Here is an 18,953-nt window from a genome sequence, read left to right on the forward strand (position 1 = left end):
CGATCCCTGTACCGGCTCACTCCCTGGGCGGGGCCCCCGCCCCGCCGTGATCATATTGTCGACGAGCCCCCGCGGGCTCAGCGGACGACGGACGGTTGCAGCCAGGTGCGCATGACGTCCAGAAGATGGTCCACGTCCACCGGCTTGGGCACGTAGTCCGACGCGCCGGAGGCCAGGCTCTTCTCCCGGTCGCCCTTCATCACCTTGGCCGTGATCACGATGATCGGCAGCTCGGCGAACTGCGGCATCTCCCTGATCGCGGCGGTCGTGGCGTAGCCGTCCAGGCCGGGCATCATCACGTCCATCAGTACCAGGGCCACGTCGGGGTTGCGGTGCAGCACGTCGATGCCGGCCTGGCCGTCCTCGGCGTACAGCACCTCCATCCCGTAGCCCTCCAGCACGCTGGTGAGCGCGAAGACGTTGCGGACGTCGTCGTCCACGATCAGGACCTTGCGGCCCGACAGCACCCGGTCCAGGAAGTCGGCGGGCGGCTCGTCCAGCAGCCCGCTGAGCGCCGGCCGGGCCTCGCCGGGCCGCTCACCGGACGGGGCGGCCCGCTCGCGCGGCGGCGCCGGGGCCGGCGCCTCGGCGGCGCTCCCGGGATCGGTGGCGCTCGCCGTCACCGCCGCGGGCACCGGCTCGTCCGGCAGCACCGAACGGCGCCGCCCGTCCGGCTCGGAGTACTGCGCGGGCAGGTACAGGGTGAACACGCTGCCCCGGCCCGGCTCGCTCTCGGCGTGGATCTCCCCGCCCAGGAGCCGCGCGATGTTGCGGCTGATCGACAGGCCCAGCCCGGTGCCGCCGTAGCGGCGGCTGGTGGTGCCGTCGGCCTGCTGGAACGCCTCGAAGATCACCTGGAGCTTGTCCGCGCTGATTCCGATCCCGGTGTCGATCACCTTGAACGCGATCACGTCCGGGGTGTTCCAGAGCGCGGGCAGCGTGAAGCTGATGTCGCCGGCCCGCTCGATCCGCAGCCGCACCTCGCCCTCGGCGGTGAACTTGACCGCGTTGGACAGCAGGTTGCGCAGCACCTGCTGCAGCCTCTGCTCATCGGTGTGCAGCAGCCCCGGCACCTCGGGGGAGACCTCCACCGCGAAGTGCAGCCCCTTGTCGACCGCCAGCGGCCGGAACGTGGCGTCCACGTAGTCGACCAGGCCCGAGACCGCCAGCCGCTGCGGGTGCAGCTCCATCTTCCCGGCCTCGACCTTGGCCAGGTCCAGGATGTCGTTGATCAGCTCCAGCAGGTCGGTGCCGGAGTCGTGGATGGTCTGCGCGAACTCCACCTGCTTGTCGGTGAGGTTGCCGCCCGGGTTCTCCGACAGCAGCTTGGCCAGCACCAGCAGGCTGTTGAGCGGCGTGCGCAGCTCGTGCGACATGTTGGCCAGGAACTCGGACTTGTACCGCGAGGAGATCGCCAGCTGCTCGGCGCGCTCCTCCAGGGTCCGCCGGGCCTGCTCGATCTGGAAGTTCTGGATCTCGATGGCGCGGTTCTGCTGGGCCAGCAGCGCCGCCTTCTCCTCAAGCTCGGTGTTGGAGTTGCGCAGCTCGCCCTGCTGGCGCTGCAGCTCGTCGGACCGCTCCTGCAACTCCTGGGCCAGCCGCTGCGACTCGGTCAGCAGCGCCTCGGTACGGGTGTTGGCGCTGATCGCGTTGAGCGTGACCCCGATCGTCTCGATCAGCTGCCGGAAGAAGGCCAGGTGCACGTCGGTGAACCGGGCGAAGGAGGCCAGCTCGATCGCGCCCAGCACCGAGTCCTCGAACATGATCGGCATCACGATGATGTTGACCGGCGCGGACTCGCCCAGACCCGAACCGATCTTGATGTAGTCGGCCGGGGCCTCGGTGATGAGCAGCGTCCGGTGCTCGGCCGCGGCCTGCCCCACCAGGCCCTCGCCCAGCGCGAACCGCATCGCGCCCGCCTGGCCCCGGCGGATCCCGTACCCGGCGATGAGCGCCAGCTCCAGCTCCTCGCCGGAGTACTCGGCCAGGTAGAACGCGCCGTACTGGGCGTTGGCGGTCGGCGTCAGCTCGCTCATGATCAGCTCGGCGACCTGCATCAGGTCGCGGTGCCCCTGCATCAGCCCGCCGATCCGGGCCAGGTTGGTCTTGAGCCAGTCCTGTTCCTCGTTGGCCCGGGTCGTCTCGCGCAGGGTGGCGACCATCAGGTTCACGTTGTCCTTGAGCTCGGCCACCTCCCCGCGCGCCTCGACGGTGATGTTGCGGGTCAGGTCGCCGGTGGCGACCGCGCTGGCCACCTCGCCGATCGCCCGCACCTGGGTGGTCAGGTTCCCGGCCAGCTCGTTGACGCTCTCGGTCAGCCGCTTCCAGGTGCCCGACACGCCCTCCACCTCGGCCTGGCCGCCCAGCCTGCCCTCGATGCCCACCTCGCGCGCCACCCGGGTGACCTCCGAGGCGAACGACGACAGCGTGTCGACCATGGTGTTCAGCGTGGTCTTCAGCTCCAGGATCTCGCCCTGGGCGTTCACGTCGATGCGCCGGGTCAGGTCGCCGTGCGCGACCGCGGTGGCCACCTGCGCGATGTTGCGGACCTGGTAGGTCAGGTTGGAGGCCATCCCGTTGACGTTGTCGGTCAGGTCCTTCCACATGCCGCCCGCGCCCGGCACCAGCGCCTGGCCGCCCAGCCGTCCCTCGGTGCCGACCTCGCGTGCCACGCGGGTGACCTCGTCGGCGAACGCCGACAGGGTGTCGACCATCGTGTTGATGGTGTCCTTGAGCTGGAGGATCTCGCCCTGGGCGTCGACGCTGATCTTCTTGGTCAGGTCGCCCTGCGCGACCGCGGTGGTGACCTGCGCGATCCCGCGGACCTGCGTGGTGAGGTTGTTCGCCATCGAGTTGACGTTGTCGGTCAGGTCCTTCCAGACCCCGCTGACCCCGTGCACCTTGGCCTGGCCGCCCAGCCGTCCCTCGGCGCCCACCTCCCGGGCCACCCGGGTCACCTGGTTGGCGAACGCCGACAGGGTGTCGACCATCGTGTTGATGGTGTCCTTGAGCTGGAGGATCTCGCCCTGGGCGTCGACCGTGATCTTCTTGGTCAGGTCGCCCTGCGCGACCGCCGTGGTCACCTGCGCGATGTTGCGGACCTGGTAGGTCAGGTTGGACGCCATCCCGTTGACGTTGTTGGTCAGGTCGCGCCACACGCCGCTCACCCCGGGGACCCGGGCCTGGCCGCCCAGGCGCCCCTCGGTGCCGACCTCGCGGGCGACGCGGGTGACCTCGTCGGCGAACGCCGACAGGGTGTCCACCATCTGGTTGACCGTCAGCTTCAGCTGCAGGATCTCGCCCTGCGCGTCCACGGTGATCTTCTTGCCCAGGTCGCCCTCGGCCACCGCGGTGGTGACCTGGGCGATGTTGCGGACCTGGTAGGTCAGGTTGTTGGCCATCGCGTTGACGTTGTCGGTCAGGTCCTTCCAGACCCCGCTCACGCCCCGCACGTTGGCCTGGCCGCCCAGCTGCCCCTCGGTGCCGACCTCGCGGGCGACGCGGGTGACCTCGTCGGCGAACGCCGACAGCTGGTCGACCATGGTGTTCACGGTGAGCTTCAGCTCCTGCAGCTCCCCGGTCGCCTCCACGGTCACCTTGCGGGTCAGGTCGCCCTTGGCGACCGCCGTGGTCACCTCGGCGATGTCGCGGACCTGGTCGGTCAGCCGGCCGGCCATCCCGTTCACCGCGGCGGTCACGTCCCGCCACCGGCCGGTCATCCCGCGCGCCGACGCCTGCCCGCCCAGCCGGCCCTCGGTGCCGACCTCCCGGGCGAACTGGGCGACCTCCCAGGTGAACTGGTCCAGCAGCTCCACCATGCCGTTGACCGACTTGCCCATGCGCAGCAGCTCGCCGCGCATGGGCCGGCCGCGCACCCGCAGCTCGACCCGCTGGTTGAGGTCGCCCTGCGCGACCGCCTCCACCACCTGGTACATGCCGGTGGCCAGGTCGGTCAGCTTGTCGATGATCGCGTTGGCGTCCTCGACGGCCGTCGCCCACGTGCCGCGCATCGCACCCGGCGCGATCCGGCCCCGCAGCTGGCCCTCCCGGCCGATCTCCCGCCGTACCCGGCTCAGGCCGCTGGCCAGCTGCTCGCCGTTCTCCCTGATCTCGTCCAGCAGCGCGGCGGCCTCCGCCACGGCGCCCTCGCCCGGAACGTCGATCTCGGTCCGGGTCTTGCCGTCCCGGACCGCGGCGAGCGCCTTCAGCAGCGGCGCGAGATCGGCGTCGCTGTAGCGGGGTGTGGTGTCACGGAAAGAGCCTCCGTTGTGACGGGTGCTGGGCGCGGTACGGGGCATGCGGTTCGACCTCCTGGCCCGCGATGTGGGTATACGGAAACCACGGATACCGTTTTCCGGGGCCGCACCCGTACTCTACGTCGCCGCGGGGCCGGGGACGGGCGGCGCGGGGACGGCGGAGCCGCGGGCACGGGCTTGTAGTCTTCGTGTTACCGTCTGTCGTGCCTACGGCGCGGTAGGTCTTCATTCCCCCGGAGACAGGGCGTTTCTGGCCGACTGGTGGACCAGTCTGTCACGATAGCCGGACCCGGGAGTACGCAAGCATCCGAGCAAGGGACGACTGTTGGAACGGCAGACGGTGTCGGCAAGCTTCCCGTCCGCCGCGACCTCCGTGGCGGACGCCCGCAGGTTCATCCGGCGGGTCCTCGCCGACTGGGGCATGGAGGAGGCCGCCGACGACGCCGTGCTGGCCACCAGCGAGCTGGCCACCAACGCCGTCGCCTACGCCGGCACCTCCTTCGAGGTCGCCTGCCGGCTGACCGCCGAGGGCGACATCCTCGTCGAGGTCCGCGACCTCCATCCCACCCGCTCGATCGCGATGCCCGGCATCAACGCCGCCAGCGGCCGGGGCCTGCCCTCGATCGCGCGGCTGGCGGCCTCCTGGGGCGTCACCTACGACCGCCGCACCAAGGGCGTCTGGTTCCGCCTCCAGCGGCCCGGCGGTTCCAACGGCGGCGCGCCGCAGCGCGTGAGTTCGGAGCGCAACGGCGCGGGCGGCGCGGCTCCGGCCGCCGGCCCCGCCGCCGAGGGCACGGCCCGCCCCGCCGCCGGGCCCGGTGAGAGCGCCGCCCGGGAGCCCGCGGGCACGGAGCCCGGTCCGGGGCCGCGCCAGGGCCGGAACGGGCGTGAGCGGCCCTCCCGCGGTCCCGGCCGCGGCGGGCACGACGAGGCGGCCACTCCGCCGCCCGGCGCGGGCGACCGGATGCTGCGCTCCCCGGCGGCCCGCGAGTCGCTGGAGAGCGCCGTCACCACCGTCCGCGACGCGCTCGACGCCGACTCCGCCGCCGTCCTGCTCACCGAACGCGACGGGCGGCTGGTCGTGGGCGCCTCCGCGGGCCTGCCCGCGGACCTGTCGCTGGGCGAGCTGTCGGTGGTCAACCTCGGCCCCGACGCCCGCGCCGGATCGCCCTGGGTGTCCTCCGACACCTCCGACCCCATCGCCGCCGCCCTGCGCGCCCGCTCGCTCGCCGCGGCCCCGCTGGAGGCCCAGGGGCGCCTCACCGGCGTGGTCGTCGCCCTCTCCTCCGCTCCGGACCGCTTCGAGGAGTCCGCCGCGGCCCGGCTCGGCCGCATCGCCGACGAGATGTCGCTCTCCCTGGAGAAGGCCCGGGTGGGGGAGCTGGAACGGTCCTGGCGCGGCTGGCTCAGCTTCGTCGCCGAGGCCAGCGACCTGCTGGCCGGCACCCTGGACCAGGAACGGACCATGGCGCTGGTCGCCCAGCTGGTGGTCCCCCGGCTGTCGACCTGGTGCGCGGTCTACACCGTCTCCGACGCGGGCCACGCCCGGCTCGCCTACGTGTGGCACGCCGACGAGACCCGCTCCGACGGCCTGCGCGACCTGCTCGAGCACGCCGACATGGACCCGCCCATGGACGCCCCCGGGCCCTGGAACGGCCTGGCCACCGCCCCGCCCGACGTCCGCGCCGCGGCCGGCTCCACCGCCTCCGACCAGGTCTACGCCTTCCCCCTCATCGCCCGCGGCCGCCGGATCGGCACCATCGTGATCGGCCGCCCGGCCGGCGACCGCTTCCCCCGCAGCGCGATCGAGCTGGCCGAGGAGCTCAGCCGCCGCGCCGCCCTGGCCGTCGACAACGCCCGGCTCTACTCCGAGCAGACCGCGATGAGCAGCGCCCTCCAGCGCAGCCTCCTGCCGCCCGCCATCCCCGACATCCCGGGCCTGGAGGTCGCGGTGGTGTACGAGCCCGCGGGCGAGGGCAGCGAGGTCGGCGGCGACTTCTACGACGTCTTCGAGACCACCGGACCGGGCAAGCCCGCCGGGACGGCGTCCCGCTGGCGCTTCGCCATCGGCGACGTGTGCGGCACCGGGCCCCAGGCCGCCGCCGTCACCGGGCTGGCCCGGCACGCGCTCCGCATCCTGGCCGCCGAGGGCATGTCCGTTCCCGACGTCCTGGCCCGGCTCAACCGGCTCATCCTCGCCGAGGGGGAGCGGGGCCGGCTGCTCACCCTCCTGCACGGCGAGATCGCGCCCCGGCCGCGCCGGGACGGCGTGTCGATCAAGCTGACCAGCGCCGGGCATCCGCCGCCGCTGGTGCTCGACCCCGACGGCACGGTGACCGAGGCCGCCTCGCCGCAACCCCTGCTGGGGGTCTTCGACGGGGTCGACTTCGGCACCGAGACCGTTCAGCTGCGTCGGGGGCAGGTGCTACTGTGCGTCACCGACGGAGTCACCGAGCGCCGTTCGGGGGCCCGGCTGCTCGGAGACGGGCACGGACTGGAGCAGATCCTGGCGGGCTGCACCGGGCTCAGCGCCGGCGCGGTCGCCGCGCGCATCCAGCGCGCGGTCCGCGACTTCGGACCGGAGCCCTCGGGGGACGACGTTGCCCTCATCGTTCTCCGGGCGTCATGATGGAGCTCAACGATCGGTAAGGTGGGGTGGCGTGGGGCTTGCCTTGCACACGACACGACAGGACGGCCGCGCGACGATCGCCGCGCGCGGCTCCATCGACCTGCATTCCTCGGACGAGCTGCGGACGCGGCTCACCGAGCTCGTCGACGCCGGCGAGCGACAGGTCGTGGTCGACCTGACCGCCGTGGACTTCTGCGACTCCTCGGGCCTGAACGTGCTCGTCCGCGCCTACAAGCACGCGCGGGCGCAGAACGCCACCCTCACCGTCACCGGGGCCTACGGGCGCGTGGAGAACGTCCTGCGCACCACGGGGCTGGACCGCTTCCTCATCGACGAGGGCGCGGCGGGGGAGGGGGCCGGATGACGGGCCGCCGCCGGGACCGGGCACCGCGCACCACGAGCGCCGGGTGACCGGCCCATGACCGAGACCACGCTCCGTGCCGCGCCGCAGACCGAAGCGGTGGAGTACGCCCGCCGCCTCGCCGCCCGCACCATGCGCACCTGGGCCCTGATGGAACGCGAGGAGCTGGTGACGGCCATCGTCGCCGAGCTCGTCGCCAACGCGGTCCTGCACGCCGGCACCGCGCTGGAGCTGCGCCTGCTGCGCAGCCCGGGCCGGGTCCGCGTCGAGGTCCGTGACCGCGCCGCCCAGATGCCCCGGCTGACCGTCCCCGGCCCCCTCGACGAGTCGCACCGCGGCCTGTTCATCGTCGACCAGTTCGCCAGCGACTGGGGCGCCGACCCCGTCACCGGCGGCAAGGTGGTCTGGGCCGAGGTGAGCGTCTGACGGCCGCCCGGCCCGGGACGCCGCCCGCGAAGGGCGTGCCCCGGGCTCCGCGGGCGTCCGCTCAGTGGGTCTCGCGGTAGAGCTCGGCGACCATGAACGCCAGGTCCAGGGACTGGCCCCGGTTGAGCCGGGGGTCGCAGGCCGTCTCGTAGCGCTGGTGGAGGTCGTCCTCCTCGATCTGGTGCCCGCCGCCGACGCACTCGGTCACGTCGTCACCGGTGAACTCGATGTGGATGCCTCCGGGGTGGGTGCCCAGCGCCCGGTGCACCTCGAAGAAACCGGTGACCTCGTCCAGCACCGCGTCGAACCGGCGGGTCTTGTGGCCGCTGGGCGCCTCGAAGGTGTTGCCGTGCATCGGGTCGCAGATCCACGCCACCCGGGCCCCGCTCCGCTCGACCTTCTCGATCAGCGGCGGCAGCGCCTCCCGGATCCTCCCGGCGCCCATCCGGGTGATGAACGACAGCCGTCCCGGCTCTCGGTCGGGGTCGAGCCGGTCGATCAGCGCGAGCGCGTCGTCCGCGCTCGTGGTCGGACCCAGCTTCACCGCGATCGGGTTGCGGATGTGCCGCAGGAACTCCACGTGCGCCCCGTCCAGCTGCCGGGTGCGCTCGCCGAGCCACACCAGGTGGGCCGACACGTCGTAGGGCAGGCCGCTGAGGCTGTCGACCCGGGTCAGCGCCCGCTCGTACTCCAGCAGCAGCGCCTCGTGGCTGGAGTAGAACTCCACGCCGTGGAACTCGTCGGGGTTGGCCCCGCACGCCTTCATGAAGGTCAGCGCGCGGTCGATCTCGCCGGCCAGCTGCTCGTACCGCCGCCCCGCCGGGCTCTGCGCCACGAAGTCGCGGTTCCACGCGTGCACCTGGCGCAGGTCGGCGTACCCGCCCTTGGTGAACGCCCGGCACAGGTTCAGCGTCACTGCCGAGCAGTGGTAGGCCTTCAGGAGCCGCCACGGGTCGTTGCGGCGGGCGTCGGGGGTGAAGTCGAAGCCGTTGACCGCGTCCCCCCGGTAGGCGGGCAGCTCCAGGCCGTCCCGCACCTCCGACGGCTTGGAACGGGGCTTGGCGAACTGCCCCGCCATCCGGCCGATCTTGACCACCGGCACGCTGGCGGCGTAGGTGAGCACGACCGCCATCTGCAGCAGGGTCTTGAGCTTGTTCTTGACGGCGTCGGCGTTGGACCCTTCGAAGGTCTCGGCGCAGTCGCCGCCCTGCAGCACGAACGCCTCACCGCGGGCGACCTCGCCCAGGCGTGCCTTCAGCTGGTCGCACTCGCCGGCGAAGACCAGCGGGGGCTGTTTGGCGAGCTCTTCGACGACGGCCCGAACCTCGGCCGGATCGTCCCATTCGGGCTGTTGGAGTGCGGGGAGGTCGCGCCAGGCGTCGAGGTCCCCCGGTGTGTTCATGGCCATGTCGAGATCTACCTGCGAACGGTCGATGGTGTGGAATTCACTGCTGACGGCGGGCATCATCGCATGATCGGGACGGCATCCGTGAAGGCGGTCGTCCCCGATGCGCTCACGCTCGACAAGGCTAGGGCACCGACCGCGCCGCAGACCCGGTCACGGCCCCTACGGACGACCAAGCCGGCCCCAAGGCCCGAGAATCAAGGGCGAGAGGGAGAACGCAAGGGGCCGGGGGGACCGGCGGCCCGTGGGGCACGCCTCCGCCCGCCCGGGCGGCCCGGACCGTGCCGGACCGCCCCGTGCGGGCTGCGAGCGAAGACCTCAGGCGGCCTGGGACCGGGCGGCCTCGCGGACGGGCGCGCCCACCCGCTCGCCGTCCCGGCGCTCCGGACCGACCGCGGCGCCGGTGCCGGCCAGCGCGCGGCGCCCGGTGAGGTCGGCGTCGGTGGCGAGCTGGCGCAGGCGGCGCAGCGACCGGTCGGTGATCTGCCGCACCCGGTTGTGGCTCAGCCCGTACCGGGCGCCGATCTGCGCGTACGACTGCGGCTGCCCGCTGTCCATGCCGAACCGGGCCCGCAGGATCGCCGACTCGCGTTCGGGGAGCCGCTCCAGCAGGCGGCTCAGCCCCTCCAGGTCGTCCAGGGCCACGATCTCCGCCTCGGGCGTCACCGCCTCGGGGTCCTCCAGCAGGTCGCCCATCGGCGTCTCGCCGGATTCGTCCACGGTCGCGTCCAGGCTGGCCGGATCGCGGCGCCAGCGCATCAGCTCGTCGACATGCTCGGGCTCGGCACCGACCGCCTCGGCCAGCTCCTCGCGGGTCGGCTCCCGGCCCAGCTCGCGCCCCAGCTGCCGCTCGGCGCGGCGCAGCCGGGACAGCTCCTCCTCCACGTGGACCGGCAGCCGGATGGTCCGCGCGGTGTGGCTGAGCCCCCGCCCGATGGCCTGCCGGATCCACCATGTCGCGTAGGTGGAGAACTTGTAACCGCGGCGGTAGTCGAACTTCTCCACCGCGCGCATCAGCCCGAGGTTGCCCTCCTGAATGAGGTCGATCAGCGGCAGCGCGTCGGTCGGGTACTTGCGGGCGATCGAGACCACGAGCCGAAGGTTGGCCTCGACGAACCGGCGCTTGGCGCGCAGTCCCGCCTCGACGAGCTCTTCCAGCTCCTCCAGGGTGACGCCCTCGGGGGGCGTGCCCTGCTCCAGAAGCTGTTCGGCGTACAGGCCCCCCTCGATGGCCTTCGCCAGATCGACCTCCTCCACCGCGTCGAGCAGCGGCGTACGGCCGATCCGGTCGAGGTACGCCCCGACGAGATCCTTGTCGGGTGCGTCGACCCTGTCGCCCTTGGTACGGGTTGCAGCCATCCTGACCCTTCTCCGGTGCGATCTCCCTGAAGGCACAACGCCTAATTACCCCTCTGTGATTCCCGGGAAGGGAATACTGCGAGGCTGTTGATCGCTCTACCCGTCCTGGTACCCCGACCGAGGAGTGAACGACATGGCGACGGTCACACTGACCGTGGACACCTTCGACGACGTCGCGCAGGGTGACGGGATCGTGCTGGTGGACTTCTGGGCGGACTGGTGCGGACCGTGCCGCCGGTTCGCCCCGGTGTTCGAGAAGGCCGCCGGCAAGCACCCCGACATCGTCTTCGGCAAGGTCGACACCGAGGCCGAGCCGGAGCTGTCGGAGCGCTTCGGGATCTCCTCGATCCCGACGCTCATGGCGATCCGGGACGGCGTGATCGTGTTCGCCGAGCCGGGAGCGCTTCCGGACGCGGTGCTGGAGAACGTGATCGAGCAGGTACGGGGTCTCGACATGGAAGACGTGCGGCGCCGCCTCAAGTCCTGAACGTCACCGCTCCTGAACCTCACCGCCGTCGACGGCACCGCCCGTTCCCGCCGGCCGGCCGGGGCGGCGCCGGACGCTCAGCCGCCCCGCTGATCGGCGCGACCCGCCGGGGCGGCTTCCGTCTGTGCCCGGAGCGCGGCGATCTGCGTGCGCACGGCCGCGGTGACGCGTTCCTCGTCGCCGGTGGCCAGCAGGTCCAGTAGCCCTCCCCGGAGGACCGCCAGGACCAGGGTCCGGTGGCAGGCCCCGAGCGGGGCGTCGCGTTCCTCGGGCGGCTGGGCCGTGGCCAGCACGGCCAGCCAGTCGTCCACGCCGGCCGAGGCGAACCCGCCCCAGGGCCCCTCGGCGTCGAGCAGCGAGCGGCCGTAGCCCTCGACCCACAACGTCAGCAGCGGGCGGTGCTCCGGCGCCGCCAGCCAGCTCCAGATCCGCCCGGCCGCAACGTCCAGCCCGAGCGGCCTCCCGCCCGCCGGCTCGCGGAGCCGGTCGAGCAGCGCGAACTCGTCGGCCCTGGCCCGGGCCAGCAGCGCCCGTACGAGCCCGTCCTTGCTGCCGAACAGGTAGAGCAGCACCCGCGGGCTGGACCCGATCGCCGCCGCCAGCGGCCGTAGCGACAACTCGGCGAGACCGTGGGCGAGCGCGTACCGGTAGGCGCGTTCGAGGAGTTCCGTCCGCCGTGCCGAGGGGGGCGCGTCATCGCTGGCCATGGTGTTACTCTAGAGGCACTGAAACAGTCGTGTCAGTGAGCCGGGAGGCAGGATGAGCGCGACGGGCACGGCACGTACGGCGGACGCGGCGCGCGTGACGGTGCGGCCGATGGACCGGCCCGGAGACCTGGGCTGGGTGCTGCAGGCCCACGGCGAGGTCTACGCGGACCAGTTCGGCTGGAACCGGAGCTTCGAGGCCCTGGTCGCGCGGATCCTCGCCGACCACGCCGCCGGGCGGAGCCCCGGCCGGGAGGCCGCCTGGATCGCCGAGGTCGACGGCCGGCGCGCCGGAAGCGTCTGCTGCGTTGCCGACGGCGAGGACCGGGAGGCCGCCAGGCTGCGGCTCCTGCTCGTCCTCCCCTCCGCCCGGGGTCTCGGCATCGGAACGAGACTGGTCGGGGAGTGCCTGCGTTTCGCGAAGGACGCCGGATACCGGCGGATCACGCTGTGGACCACCGACGTGCTCCTGTCCGCCCGCCGTATCTACCAGGCCGCGGGCTTCGAGCTCGTCGACGAGGAGCCGCACAGCGGCTTCGGGCCGGATCTCATGGGGCAGACCTGGCGACGGGACCTGTGATCGCCTATCCCGGTCCCTCCGCGGAGGTGGAGGGCGGACCCGGCACATCCCGGTGTCGTCGATGATGGACGGATGCTGGCCGACGTCGTCGAACACCTCACCTGTCCTATCTGCGGAGAGGGCCTCGCGCTCGAGACGAGAGCACTGCGCTGCCCTGCCGGGCACGCGTTCGACATCGCCCGCCAGGGGTACGCGAACCTGCTGCCGGGCGACGCCAGGGCCGGGACGGCGGACACGGCAGAGATGGTCCGCGCGAGGGAGAGTTTCCTAGGGGCCGGGCACTTCGACCTTCTGACGCGAACGCTCGGCGAACGCGTGGCGGAGGGGCTCGCCCGCACCGGGGGCGGCGGGGGAGAGGCGAAGGCCGTCCTGGACGCCGGGGCCGGGACAGGGCACTACCTCCGGGCGGTGCTCGACCGTTCACCGGCCGCGGTGGGCGTCGCTCTGGACATCTCCAAGCACGCCGCCCGGCGGGCCGGGCGGGCGCATCCCCGTATCGGCGCGATCGTCGCCGACCTGTGGCGCCCCCTTCCCGTACGCGACGCCACCGTCGACGCGATCGTCAACGTGTTCGCCCCCAGGAACGCCCCCGAGTTCCACCGCGTGCTGAAAGCGGGCGGTGTCCTCTACACGGTGACCCCTTCGGCCCGCCATCTCGGCCCCCTGGTGGGCACACTCGGCCTGCTGACGGTGGACGAGCAGAAGAGCGAACGCATGGACGCCGCACTCGCCGGCCACTTCGTCCTGGAGTCACGCGAAGGGGTGGAGACGGAGGTGCCGCTGAGCCGTGACGATGCCGCCACCCTGGTGGGGATGGGCCCCAGCGCCCATCACGTAACGCAGGAGGACCTGCACAAGCGTCTCGCTGATCTGCCCGCGCCGATCCCCGTACCGCTGTCCTTCGTTATCTCGGTCTTTCGCGGCCTTCCGTAGGCGTCGGGCCCGGCGTCGTCCGCGCGCGTGCAGTAGTGGCAGGTGGGCGGTACCACGGGCTGGAGGGGCATGCGCGCAGGCGACCTGGCGGTTGGCGGTCGGGGGTAACCGGACGAGGCGAGCCCGATTTGACGGCACTTGATCTCCCACCTAAAGTCGTTCATGCCCGAGGGGATGCGGGACGCCGAGAGGCGGACGGCCCCGGGAACCACACCGAAAACCGGTTCGAGCATCGCTCGGCCTGTTGTAGGATGGTGGGCACGCCCGATACGGGATGCGGGTCACCGCAAGGTGACCGCCCCGGTGGGCACCTCCTAGTGGATCGAAGATGGCGGCCTTCGGGTCTCGCCGGTTTCTGGTGCGCTGGAGGCGGGAAGTTCTCAGCCGCCGAATCGATCTTGATGGATCGACTTGACAGCAGAGAACAACCTGGTAAGTTAGAAGGGTTGCCCCGGAGGCAGGCTCGCGAGAGCGGGTCTGACACGGTGGGTGTCCGTTTCTTGAGAACTCAACAGCGTGTTAAAAGCCAGTGCCTTTATCGGTCCGGCGGTAGCCGGGCCGCCCCGTGGCCATGACCTTCTGGGTTGTGGTCGGGGATTTCTTTGAGGCAATACGCGTGGCCTCTTCGGGGGTTGCGTGTTTGCTGGGATTGTTTTTCCTGAGGTTTGGCGGTTCGTGGGGTTCGCCCCCTGCGGGTCGTCGTTGGACCTTAATGGAGAGTTTGATCCTGGCTCAGGACGAACGCTGGCGGCGTGCTTAACACATGCAAGTCGAGCGGAAAGGCCCCTTCGGGGGTACTCGAGCGGCGAACGGGTGAGTAACACGTGAGCAACCTGCCCCTGACTCTGGGATAAGCCTGGGAAACCGGGTCTAATACCGGATATGACCACCGTCCGCATGGGCTGGTGGTGGAAAGTTTTTCGGTTGGGGATGGGCTCGCGGCCTATCAGCTTGTTGGTGGGGTGATGGCCTACCAAGGCGACGACGGGTAACCGGCCTGAGAGGGCGACCGGTCACACTGGGACTGAGACACGGCCCAGACTCCTACGGGAGGCAGCAGTGGGGAATCTTGCGCAATGGGCGGAAGCCTGACGCAGCGACGCCGCGTGAGGGATGACGGCCTTCGGGTTGTAAACCTCTTTCAGCACCGACGAAGCTAACGTGACGGTAGGTGCAGAAGAAGCGCCGGCTAACTACGTGCCAGCAGCCGCGGTAATACGTAGGGCGCAAGCGTTGTCCGGAATTATTGGGCGTAAAGAGCTCGTAGGCGGTTTGTTGCGTCCGTCGTGAAAGCCCACGGCTTAACTGTGGGTCTGCGGTGGATACGGGCAGACTAGAGGCAGGTAGGGGAGCATGGAATTCCCGGTGTAGCGGTGAAATGCGCAGATATCGGGAGGAACACCGGTGGCGAAGGCGGTGCTCTGGGCCTGTACTGACGCTGAGGAGCGAAAGCGTGGGGAGCGAACAGGATTAGATACCCTGGTAGTCCACGCCGTAAACGTTGGGCGCTAGGTGTGGGGTTCTTCCACGGATTCCGCGCCGTAGCTAACGCATTAAGCGCCCCGCCTGGGGAGTACGGCCGCAAGGCTAAAACTCAAAGGAATTGACGGGGGCCCGCACAAGCGGCGGAGCATGTTGCTTAATTCGACGCAACGCGAAGAACCTTACCAAGGCTTGACATTGCCGGAAAACCTGCAGAGATGTGGGGTCCTTTTTGGGCCGGTGACAGGTGGTGCATGGCTGTCGTCAGCTCGTGTCGTGAGATGTTGGGTTAAGTCCCGCAACGAGCGCAACCCTCGTTCCATGTTGCCAGCACTTCGGGTGGGGACTCATGGGAGACCGCCGGGGTCAACTCGGAGGAAGGTGGGGATGACGTCAAGTCATCATGCCCCTTATGTCTTGGGCTGCAAACATGCTACAATGGCCGGTACAGAGGGCTGCGATACCGTGAGGTGGAGCGAATCCCTTAAAGCCGGTCTCAGTTCGGATCGAAGTCTGCAACTCGACTTCGTGAAGTCGGAGTCGCTAGTAATCGCAGATCAGCAACGCTGCGGTGAATACGTTCCCGGGCCTTGTACACACCGCCCGTCACGTCACGAAAGTCGGCAACACCCGAAGCCCGTGGCCCAACCACTTGTGGGGGGAGCGGTCGAAGGTGGGGCCGGCGATTGGGACGAAGTCGTAACAAGGTAGCCGTACCGGAAGGTGCGGCTGGATCACCTCCTTTCTAAGGAGCATTCAACTGGCCGTGTCCTGGTTCGTCCAGGTGCGGTCGGTGGCCGCTGTTGGCAGCGAATGTCTGTCAGGTGGCTGCTCATAGATGTGGAGCACTGGTTATTCATTGCCGCTGTGGTGCGGCCCGGTTGGTACCGCCCTTCGGGGAGTGGGAAGTCTGGGTTCGGGTCATGGTGGTGGTGGACACGCTGTTGGGTCCTGAGGGAACGGACCCTTCAGCCCCTGATCATGCAGCCCCTTTCGGGTTGTGTGGGATGGGGCTGGGTTGTTTCTTCTGGATTGCGGGGCTGGATTCCTGTTCCTTGGTTGGTTCGTGGGTCCGGTGGTCCCGGTTGTTTTTTGAGAACTGCACAGTGGACGCGAGCATCTCTGACGAGACTTCGGATCTTCGGGTTCGGGGTTTTGTCTCTGTTGCGATTTGTATGATCGTTTTGTGTGTTCAAGTTTTTAAGGGCACACGGTGGATGCCTTGGCATCAGGAGCCGATGAAGGACGTGGGAGCCTGCGATATGCCTCGGGGAGTCGGCAACCAGACTTTGATCCGGGGATTTCCGAATGGGGAAACCTGGCACCCGTCATGGGGTGTCGCCGCCGTCTGAATGTATAGGGCGGTTGGTGGGAACGCGGGGAAGTGAAACATCTCAGTACCCGCAGGAAGAGAAAACAATAGTGATTCCGTGAGTAGTGGTGAGCGAAAGCGGAGGAGCCTAAACCGTGCGCGTGTGATACCTGGTAGGGGTTGCGTGTGCGGGGTTGTGGGAGCATCTTGTCGGGTCTACCAGCCTGGCGGAGAGTTACAAAGTATCGCGGTAGTCGAATGGCATGGGAAGGCCGACCGTAGACGGTGAGAGTCCGGTAGACGAAATCGTGGTGCCTCTTGGATGTTTTCCCGAGTAGCACGGGGCCCGTGAAATCCCGTGTGAATCTGCCACGACCACGTGGTAAGGCTGAATACTTCCTGGTGACCGATAGCGGATCAGTACCGTGAGGGAATGGTGAAAAGTGCCCCGGTGAGGGGTCGTGAAAGAGTACCTGAAACCGTGTGCCTACAAGCCGTCAGAGCGTCCTCGGCATCCTTTTGGGGGTGTCGTTCGTGATGGCGTGCCTTTTGAAGAATGAGCCTGCGAGTTATGGTGTGTGGCGAGGTTAACCGGTGGCGGGTAGCCGTAGCGAAAGCGAGTCTGAATAGGGCGTTTGAGTCGCATGCTGTAGACCCGAAGCGGGGTGATCTAGCCATGGGCAGGGTGAAGCGCCGGTAAGACGGTGTGGAGGCCCGAACCCACCAGGGTTGAAAACCTGGGGGATGACCTGTGGTTAGGGGTGAAAGGCCAATCAAACTCCGTGATAGCTGGTTCTCCCCGAAATGCATTTAGGTGCAGCGTTGCGTGTTTCTTGCCGGAGGTAGAGCTACTGGATGGCCGATGGGCCCGACAAGGTTACTGACGTCAGCCAAACTCCGAATGCCGGTAAGTGAGAGCGTGGCAGTGAGACTGCGGGGGATAAGCTTCGTAGTCGAGAGGGAAACAGCCCAGATCATCGGTTAAGGCCCCTAAGCGTGTGCTAAGTGGTAAAGGATGTGGAGTTGCCGTGACAACCAGGAGGTTGGCTTAGAAGCAGCCATCCTTGAAAGAGTGCGTAATAGCTCACTGGTCAAGTGATTCCGCGCCGACAATGTAGCGGGGCTCAAGCACACCGCCGAAGCCGTGGCATTTCAGTCTTTGTGCTGGGATGGGTAGGGGAGCGTCCTGCAGCCGGTGAAGCCGCCGAGTGATCGAGTGGTGGAGGCTGTGGGAGTGAGAATGCAGGCATGAGTAGCGAATGAAGAGTGAGAAACTCTTCCGCCGGATGACCAAGGGTTCCTGGGGCAGGCTAATCCGCCCAGGGTAAGTCGGGACCTAAGGCGAGGCCGACAGGCGTAGTCGATGGACAACGGGTTGATATTCCCGTACCCGCTGGTATGCGCCAACGCTGAATCCTCTGATGCTAACCATCCGATCCGTCCTTGATCCCTTCGGGGGTCTTGGTCTGGGGAGCATGGGGCCCGAGGGGGTAGTAGGTGAGCGATGGGGTGACGCAGGAGGGTAGCTCAGCCCAGGCGATGGTTGTCCTGGGGTAAGCATGTAGCCCGTGTCATAGGTAAATCCGTGGCACTTGTAAGGGTGAGATGTGATGCCGAGCCGTTTTAGGTGAAGTGAGTGATCCCATGCTGCCGAGAAAAGCCTCTAGTGAGTGTACCGGCGGCCCGTACCCTAAACCGACTCAGGTGGTCAGGTAGAGAATACCAAGGCGATCGGGTGAACTGTGGTTAAGGAACTCGGCAAATTGCCCCCGTAACTTTGGGAGAAGGGGGACCATGTCTGGTGAACGCCCTTGCGGTGGGAGCTGGGTGTGGTCGCAGAGGCCAGGGGGAAGCGACTGTTTACTAAAAACACAGGTCCGTGCGAAGTCGTAAGACGCTGTATACGGACTGACGCCTGCCCGGTGCCGGAACGTTAAGAGGACCGGTTAGATCCTTCGGGGTCGAAGCTGAGAATCTAAGCGCCGGTAAACGGCGGTGGTAACTATAACCATCCTAAGGTAGCGAAATTCCTTGTCGGGTAAGTTCCGACCTGCACGAATGGCGTAACGACTTCCCCGCTGTCTCAACCACAGGCCCGGTGAAATTGCAGTACGAGTAAAGATGCTCGTTTCGCGCAGCAGGACGGAAAGACCCCGGGACCTTCACTATAGCTTGGCATTGGCGTTTGGAGCGTCTTGTGTAGGATAGGTGGGAGACTGTGAAGCTGGCACGCCAGTGTCGGTGGAGTCGTTGGTGAAATACCACTCTGGTCGTTTTGAGCGTCTAACCCGCACCCGTGGATCCGGGTGGGGGACAGTGCCTGGTGGGTAGTTTAACTGGGGCGGTTGCCTCCTAAAGGGTAACGGAGGCGCCCAAAGGTTCCCTCAGCCTGGTTGGCAATCAGGTGGTGAGTGCAAGGGCACAAGGGAGCTTGACTGTGAGACAGACATGTCGAGCAGGTGCGAAAGCAGGGCCTAGTGATCCGGCACCGGCGTGTGGAAGCGGTGTCGCTCAACGGCTAAAAGGTACCCCGGGGATAACAGGCTGATCTTCCCCAAGAGTCCATATCGACGGGATGGTTTGGCACCTCGATGTCGGCTCGTCGCATCCTGGGGCTGGAGTAGGTCCCAAGGGTTGGGCTGTTCGCCCATTAAAGCGGCACGCGAGCTGGGTTTAGAACGTCGCGAGACAGTTCGGTCCCTATCCGCTGCGCGCGTAGGAGAATTGAGAGGGTCTGTCCCTAGTACGAGAGGACCGGGACGGACGGACCTCTGGTGTGCCAGTTGTCCCGCCAGGGGCACGGCTGGTTGGCTACGTTCGGTCGGGATAACCGCTGAAAGCATCTAAGCGGGAAGCCTTCCTCGAGATGAGTTCTCCCTCCCACCTTGGTGGGGTAAGGCTCCCAGTAGACGACTGGGTTGATAGGCCGGAGATGGAAGCATCGTAAGGTGTGGAGTTGACCGGTACTAATAGGCCGAGTGGCTTGACACACATTACAGCGTGAGTGTTCGCGTCCCTG

Annotated in this window: 10 protein-coding genes and 2 rRNA genes; 8 read left to right on the forward strand and 4 right to left on the reverse strand. The window is 68.3% G+C overall.

Annotated elements, in window-relative coordinates; translation table 11 throughout:
• Window positions 1–77: 77 nt before the first annotated feature.
• Window positions 78–4,298, reverse strand: coding sequence for a hybrid sensor histidine kinase/response regulator (locus tag IW256_RS15550; RefSeq protein ID WP_197011663.1), 4,221 nt, complete (start codon window positions 4,296–4,298; stop codon window positions 78–80).
• Between the two features lie 283 nt (window positions 4,299–4,581).
• On the opposite strand from IW256_RS15550, the gene IW256_RS15560 reads away from it, so the two are divergent.
• Genes IW256_RS15560 through IW256_RS15570 form a run of 3 tightly spaced genes read left to right on the forward strand, consistent with a single transcriptional unit; the run spans window position 4,582 to window position 7,672 of the window.
• Entirely contained in the window at window positions 4,582–6,885 is a 2,304-nt protein-coding gene (locus tag IW256_RS15560) for a SpoIIE family protein phosphatase (protein ID WP_231403796.1), read from the forward strand.
• Window positions 6,886–6,928: 43 nt separating this feature from the next.
• Window positions 6,929–7,249, forward strand: a complete 321-nt coding sequence (locus tag IW256_RS15565; RefSeq protein WP_231403797.1) for an STAS domain-containing protein — start codon at window positions 6,929–6,931, stop codon at window positions 7,247–7,249.
• Between the two features lie 54 nt (window positions 7,250–7,303).
• On the forward strand, window positions 7,304–7,672 hold the full coding sequence (locus IW256_RS15570; RefSeq protein WP_197011665.1) for an ATP-binding protein: 369 nt from the start codon (window positions 7,304–7,306) through the stop codon (window positions 7,670–7,672).
• Window positions 7,673–7,733: 61 nt separating this feature from the next.
• Here IW256_RS15570 and IW256_RS15575 read toward each other — a convergent pair whose 3' ends face one another.
• Entirely contained in the window at window positions 7,734–9,074 is a 1,341-nt protein-coding gene (locus IW256_RS15575; RefSeq protein WP_345337880.1) for a class II 3-deoxy-7-phosphoheptulonate synthase, read from the reverse strand.
• 321 nt (window positions 9,075–9,395) lie between these two features.
• Window positions 9,396–10,436, reverse strand: coding sequence for a sigma-70 family RNA polymerase sigma factor (locus IW256_RS15580; RefSeq protein ID WP_197011666.1), 1,041 nt, complete (start codon window positions 10,434–10,436; stop codon window positions 9,396–9,398).
• A 133-nt stretch (window positions 10,437–10,569) separates the two neighbouring features.
• Between IW256_RS15580 and trxA the strand changes: the two genes are divergently transcribed.
• Window positions 10,570–10,923 carry a thioredoxin gene (trxA, locus tag IW256_RS15585; protein WP_197011667.1) on the forward strand — a complete coding sequence of 118 codons (354 nt, stop codon included), beginning with the start codon at window positions 10,570–10,572 and terminating at the stop codon, window positions 10,921–10,923.
• 77 nt (window positions 10,924–11,000) lie between these two features.
• Here the strand turns inward: trxA and IW256_RS15590 are convergent, their stop codons facing one another.
• On the reverse strand, window positions 11,001–11,630 hold the full coding sequence (locus IW256_RS15590) for a TetR/AcrR family transcriptional regulator (RefSeq protein WP_197011668.1): 630 nt from the start codon (window positions 11,628–11,630) through the stop codon (window positions 11,001–11,003).
• A gap of 52 nt (window positions 11,631–11,682) precedes the next feature.
• On the opposite strand from IW256_RS15590, the gene IW256_RS15595 reads away from it, so the two are divergent.
• The 4 genes from IW256_RS15595 to IW256_RS15610 all read left to right on the forward strand — a co-directional run bounded on the left by IW256_RS15595 (window position 11,683) and on the right by IW256_RS15610 (window position 18,925).
• Window positions 11,683–12,207 carry a GNAT family N-acetyltransferase gene (locus IW256_RS15595; RefSeq protein ID WP_197011669.1) on the forward strand — a complete coding sequence of 175 codons (525 nt, stop codon included), beginning with the start codon at window positions 11,683–11,685 and terminating at the stop codon, window positions 12,205–12,207.
• Window positions 12,208–12,279: 72 nt separating this feature from the next.
• Complete coding sequence (locus IW256_RS15600) at window positions 12,280–13,140, forward strand: putative RNA methyltransferase (RefSeq protein WP_197011670.1); 861 nt, start codon at window positions 12,280–12,282, stop codon at window positions 13,138–13,140.
• A 709-nt stretch (window positions 13,141–13,849) separates the two neighbouring features.
• A 16S ribosomal RNA gene (locus IW256_RS15605) occupies window positions 13,850–15,367 on the forward strand.
• A gap of 445 nt (window positions 15,368–15,812) precedes the next feature.
• Window positions 15,813–18,925 (forward strand): 23S ribosomal RNA (locus IW256_RS15610).
• Together the 16S and 23S rRNA genes form the textbook arrangement of a ribosomal RNA operon.
• Window positions 18,926–18,953: the final 28 nt, after the last annotated feature.

This window comes from Actinomadura viridis (assembly GCF_015751755.1).
Taxonomy (GTDB): Bacteria; Actinomycetota; Actinomycetes; order Streptosporangiales; family Streptosporangiaceae; genus Spirillospora; species Spirillospora viridis.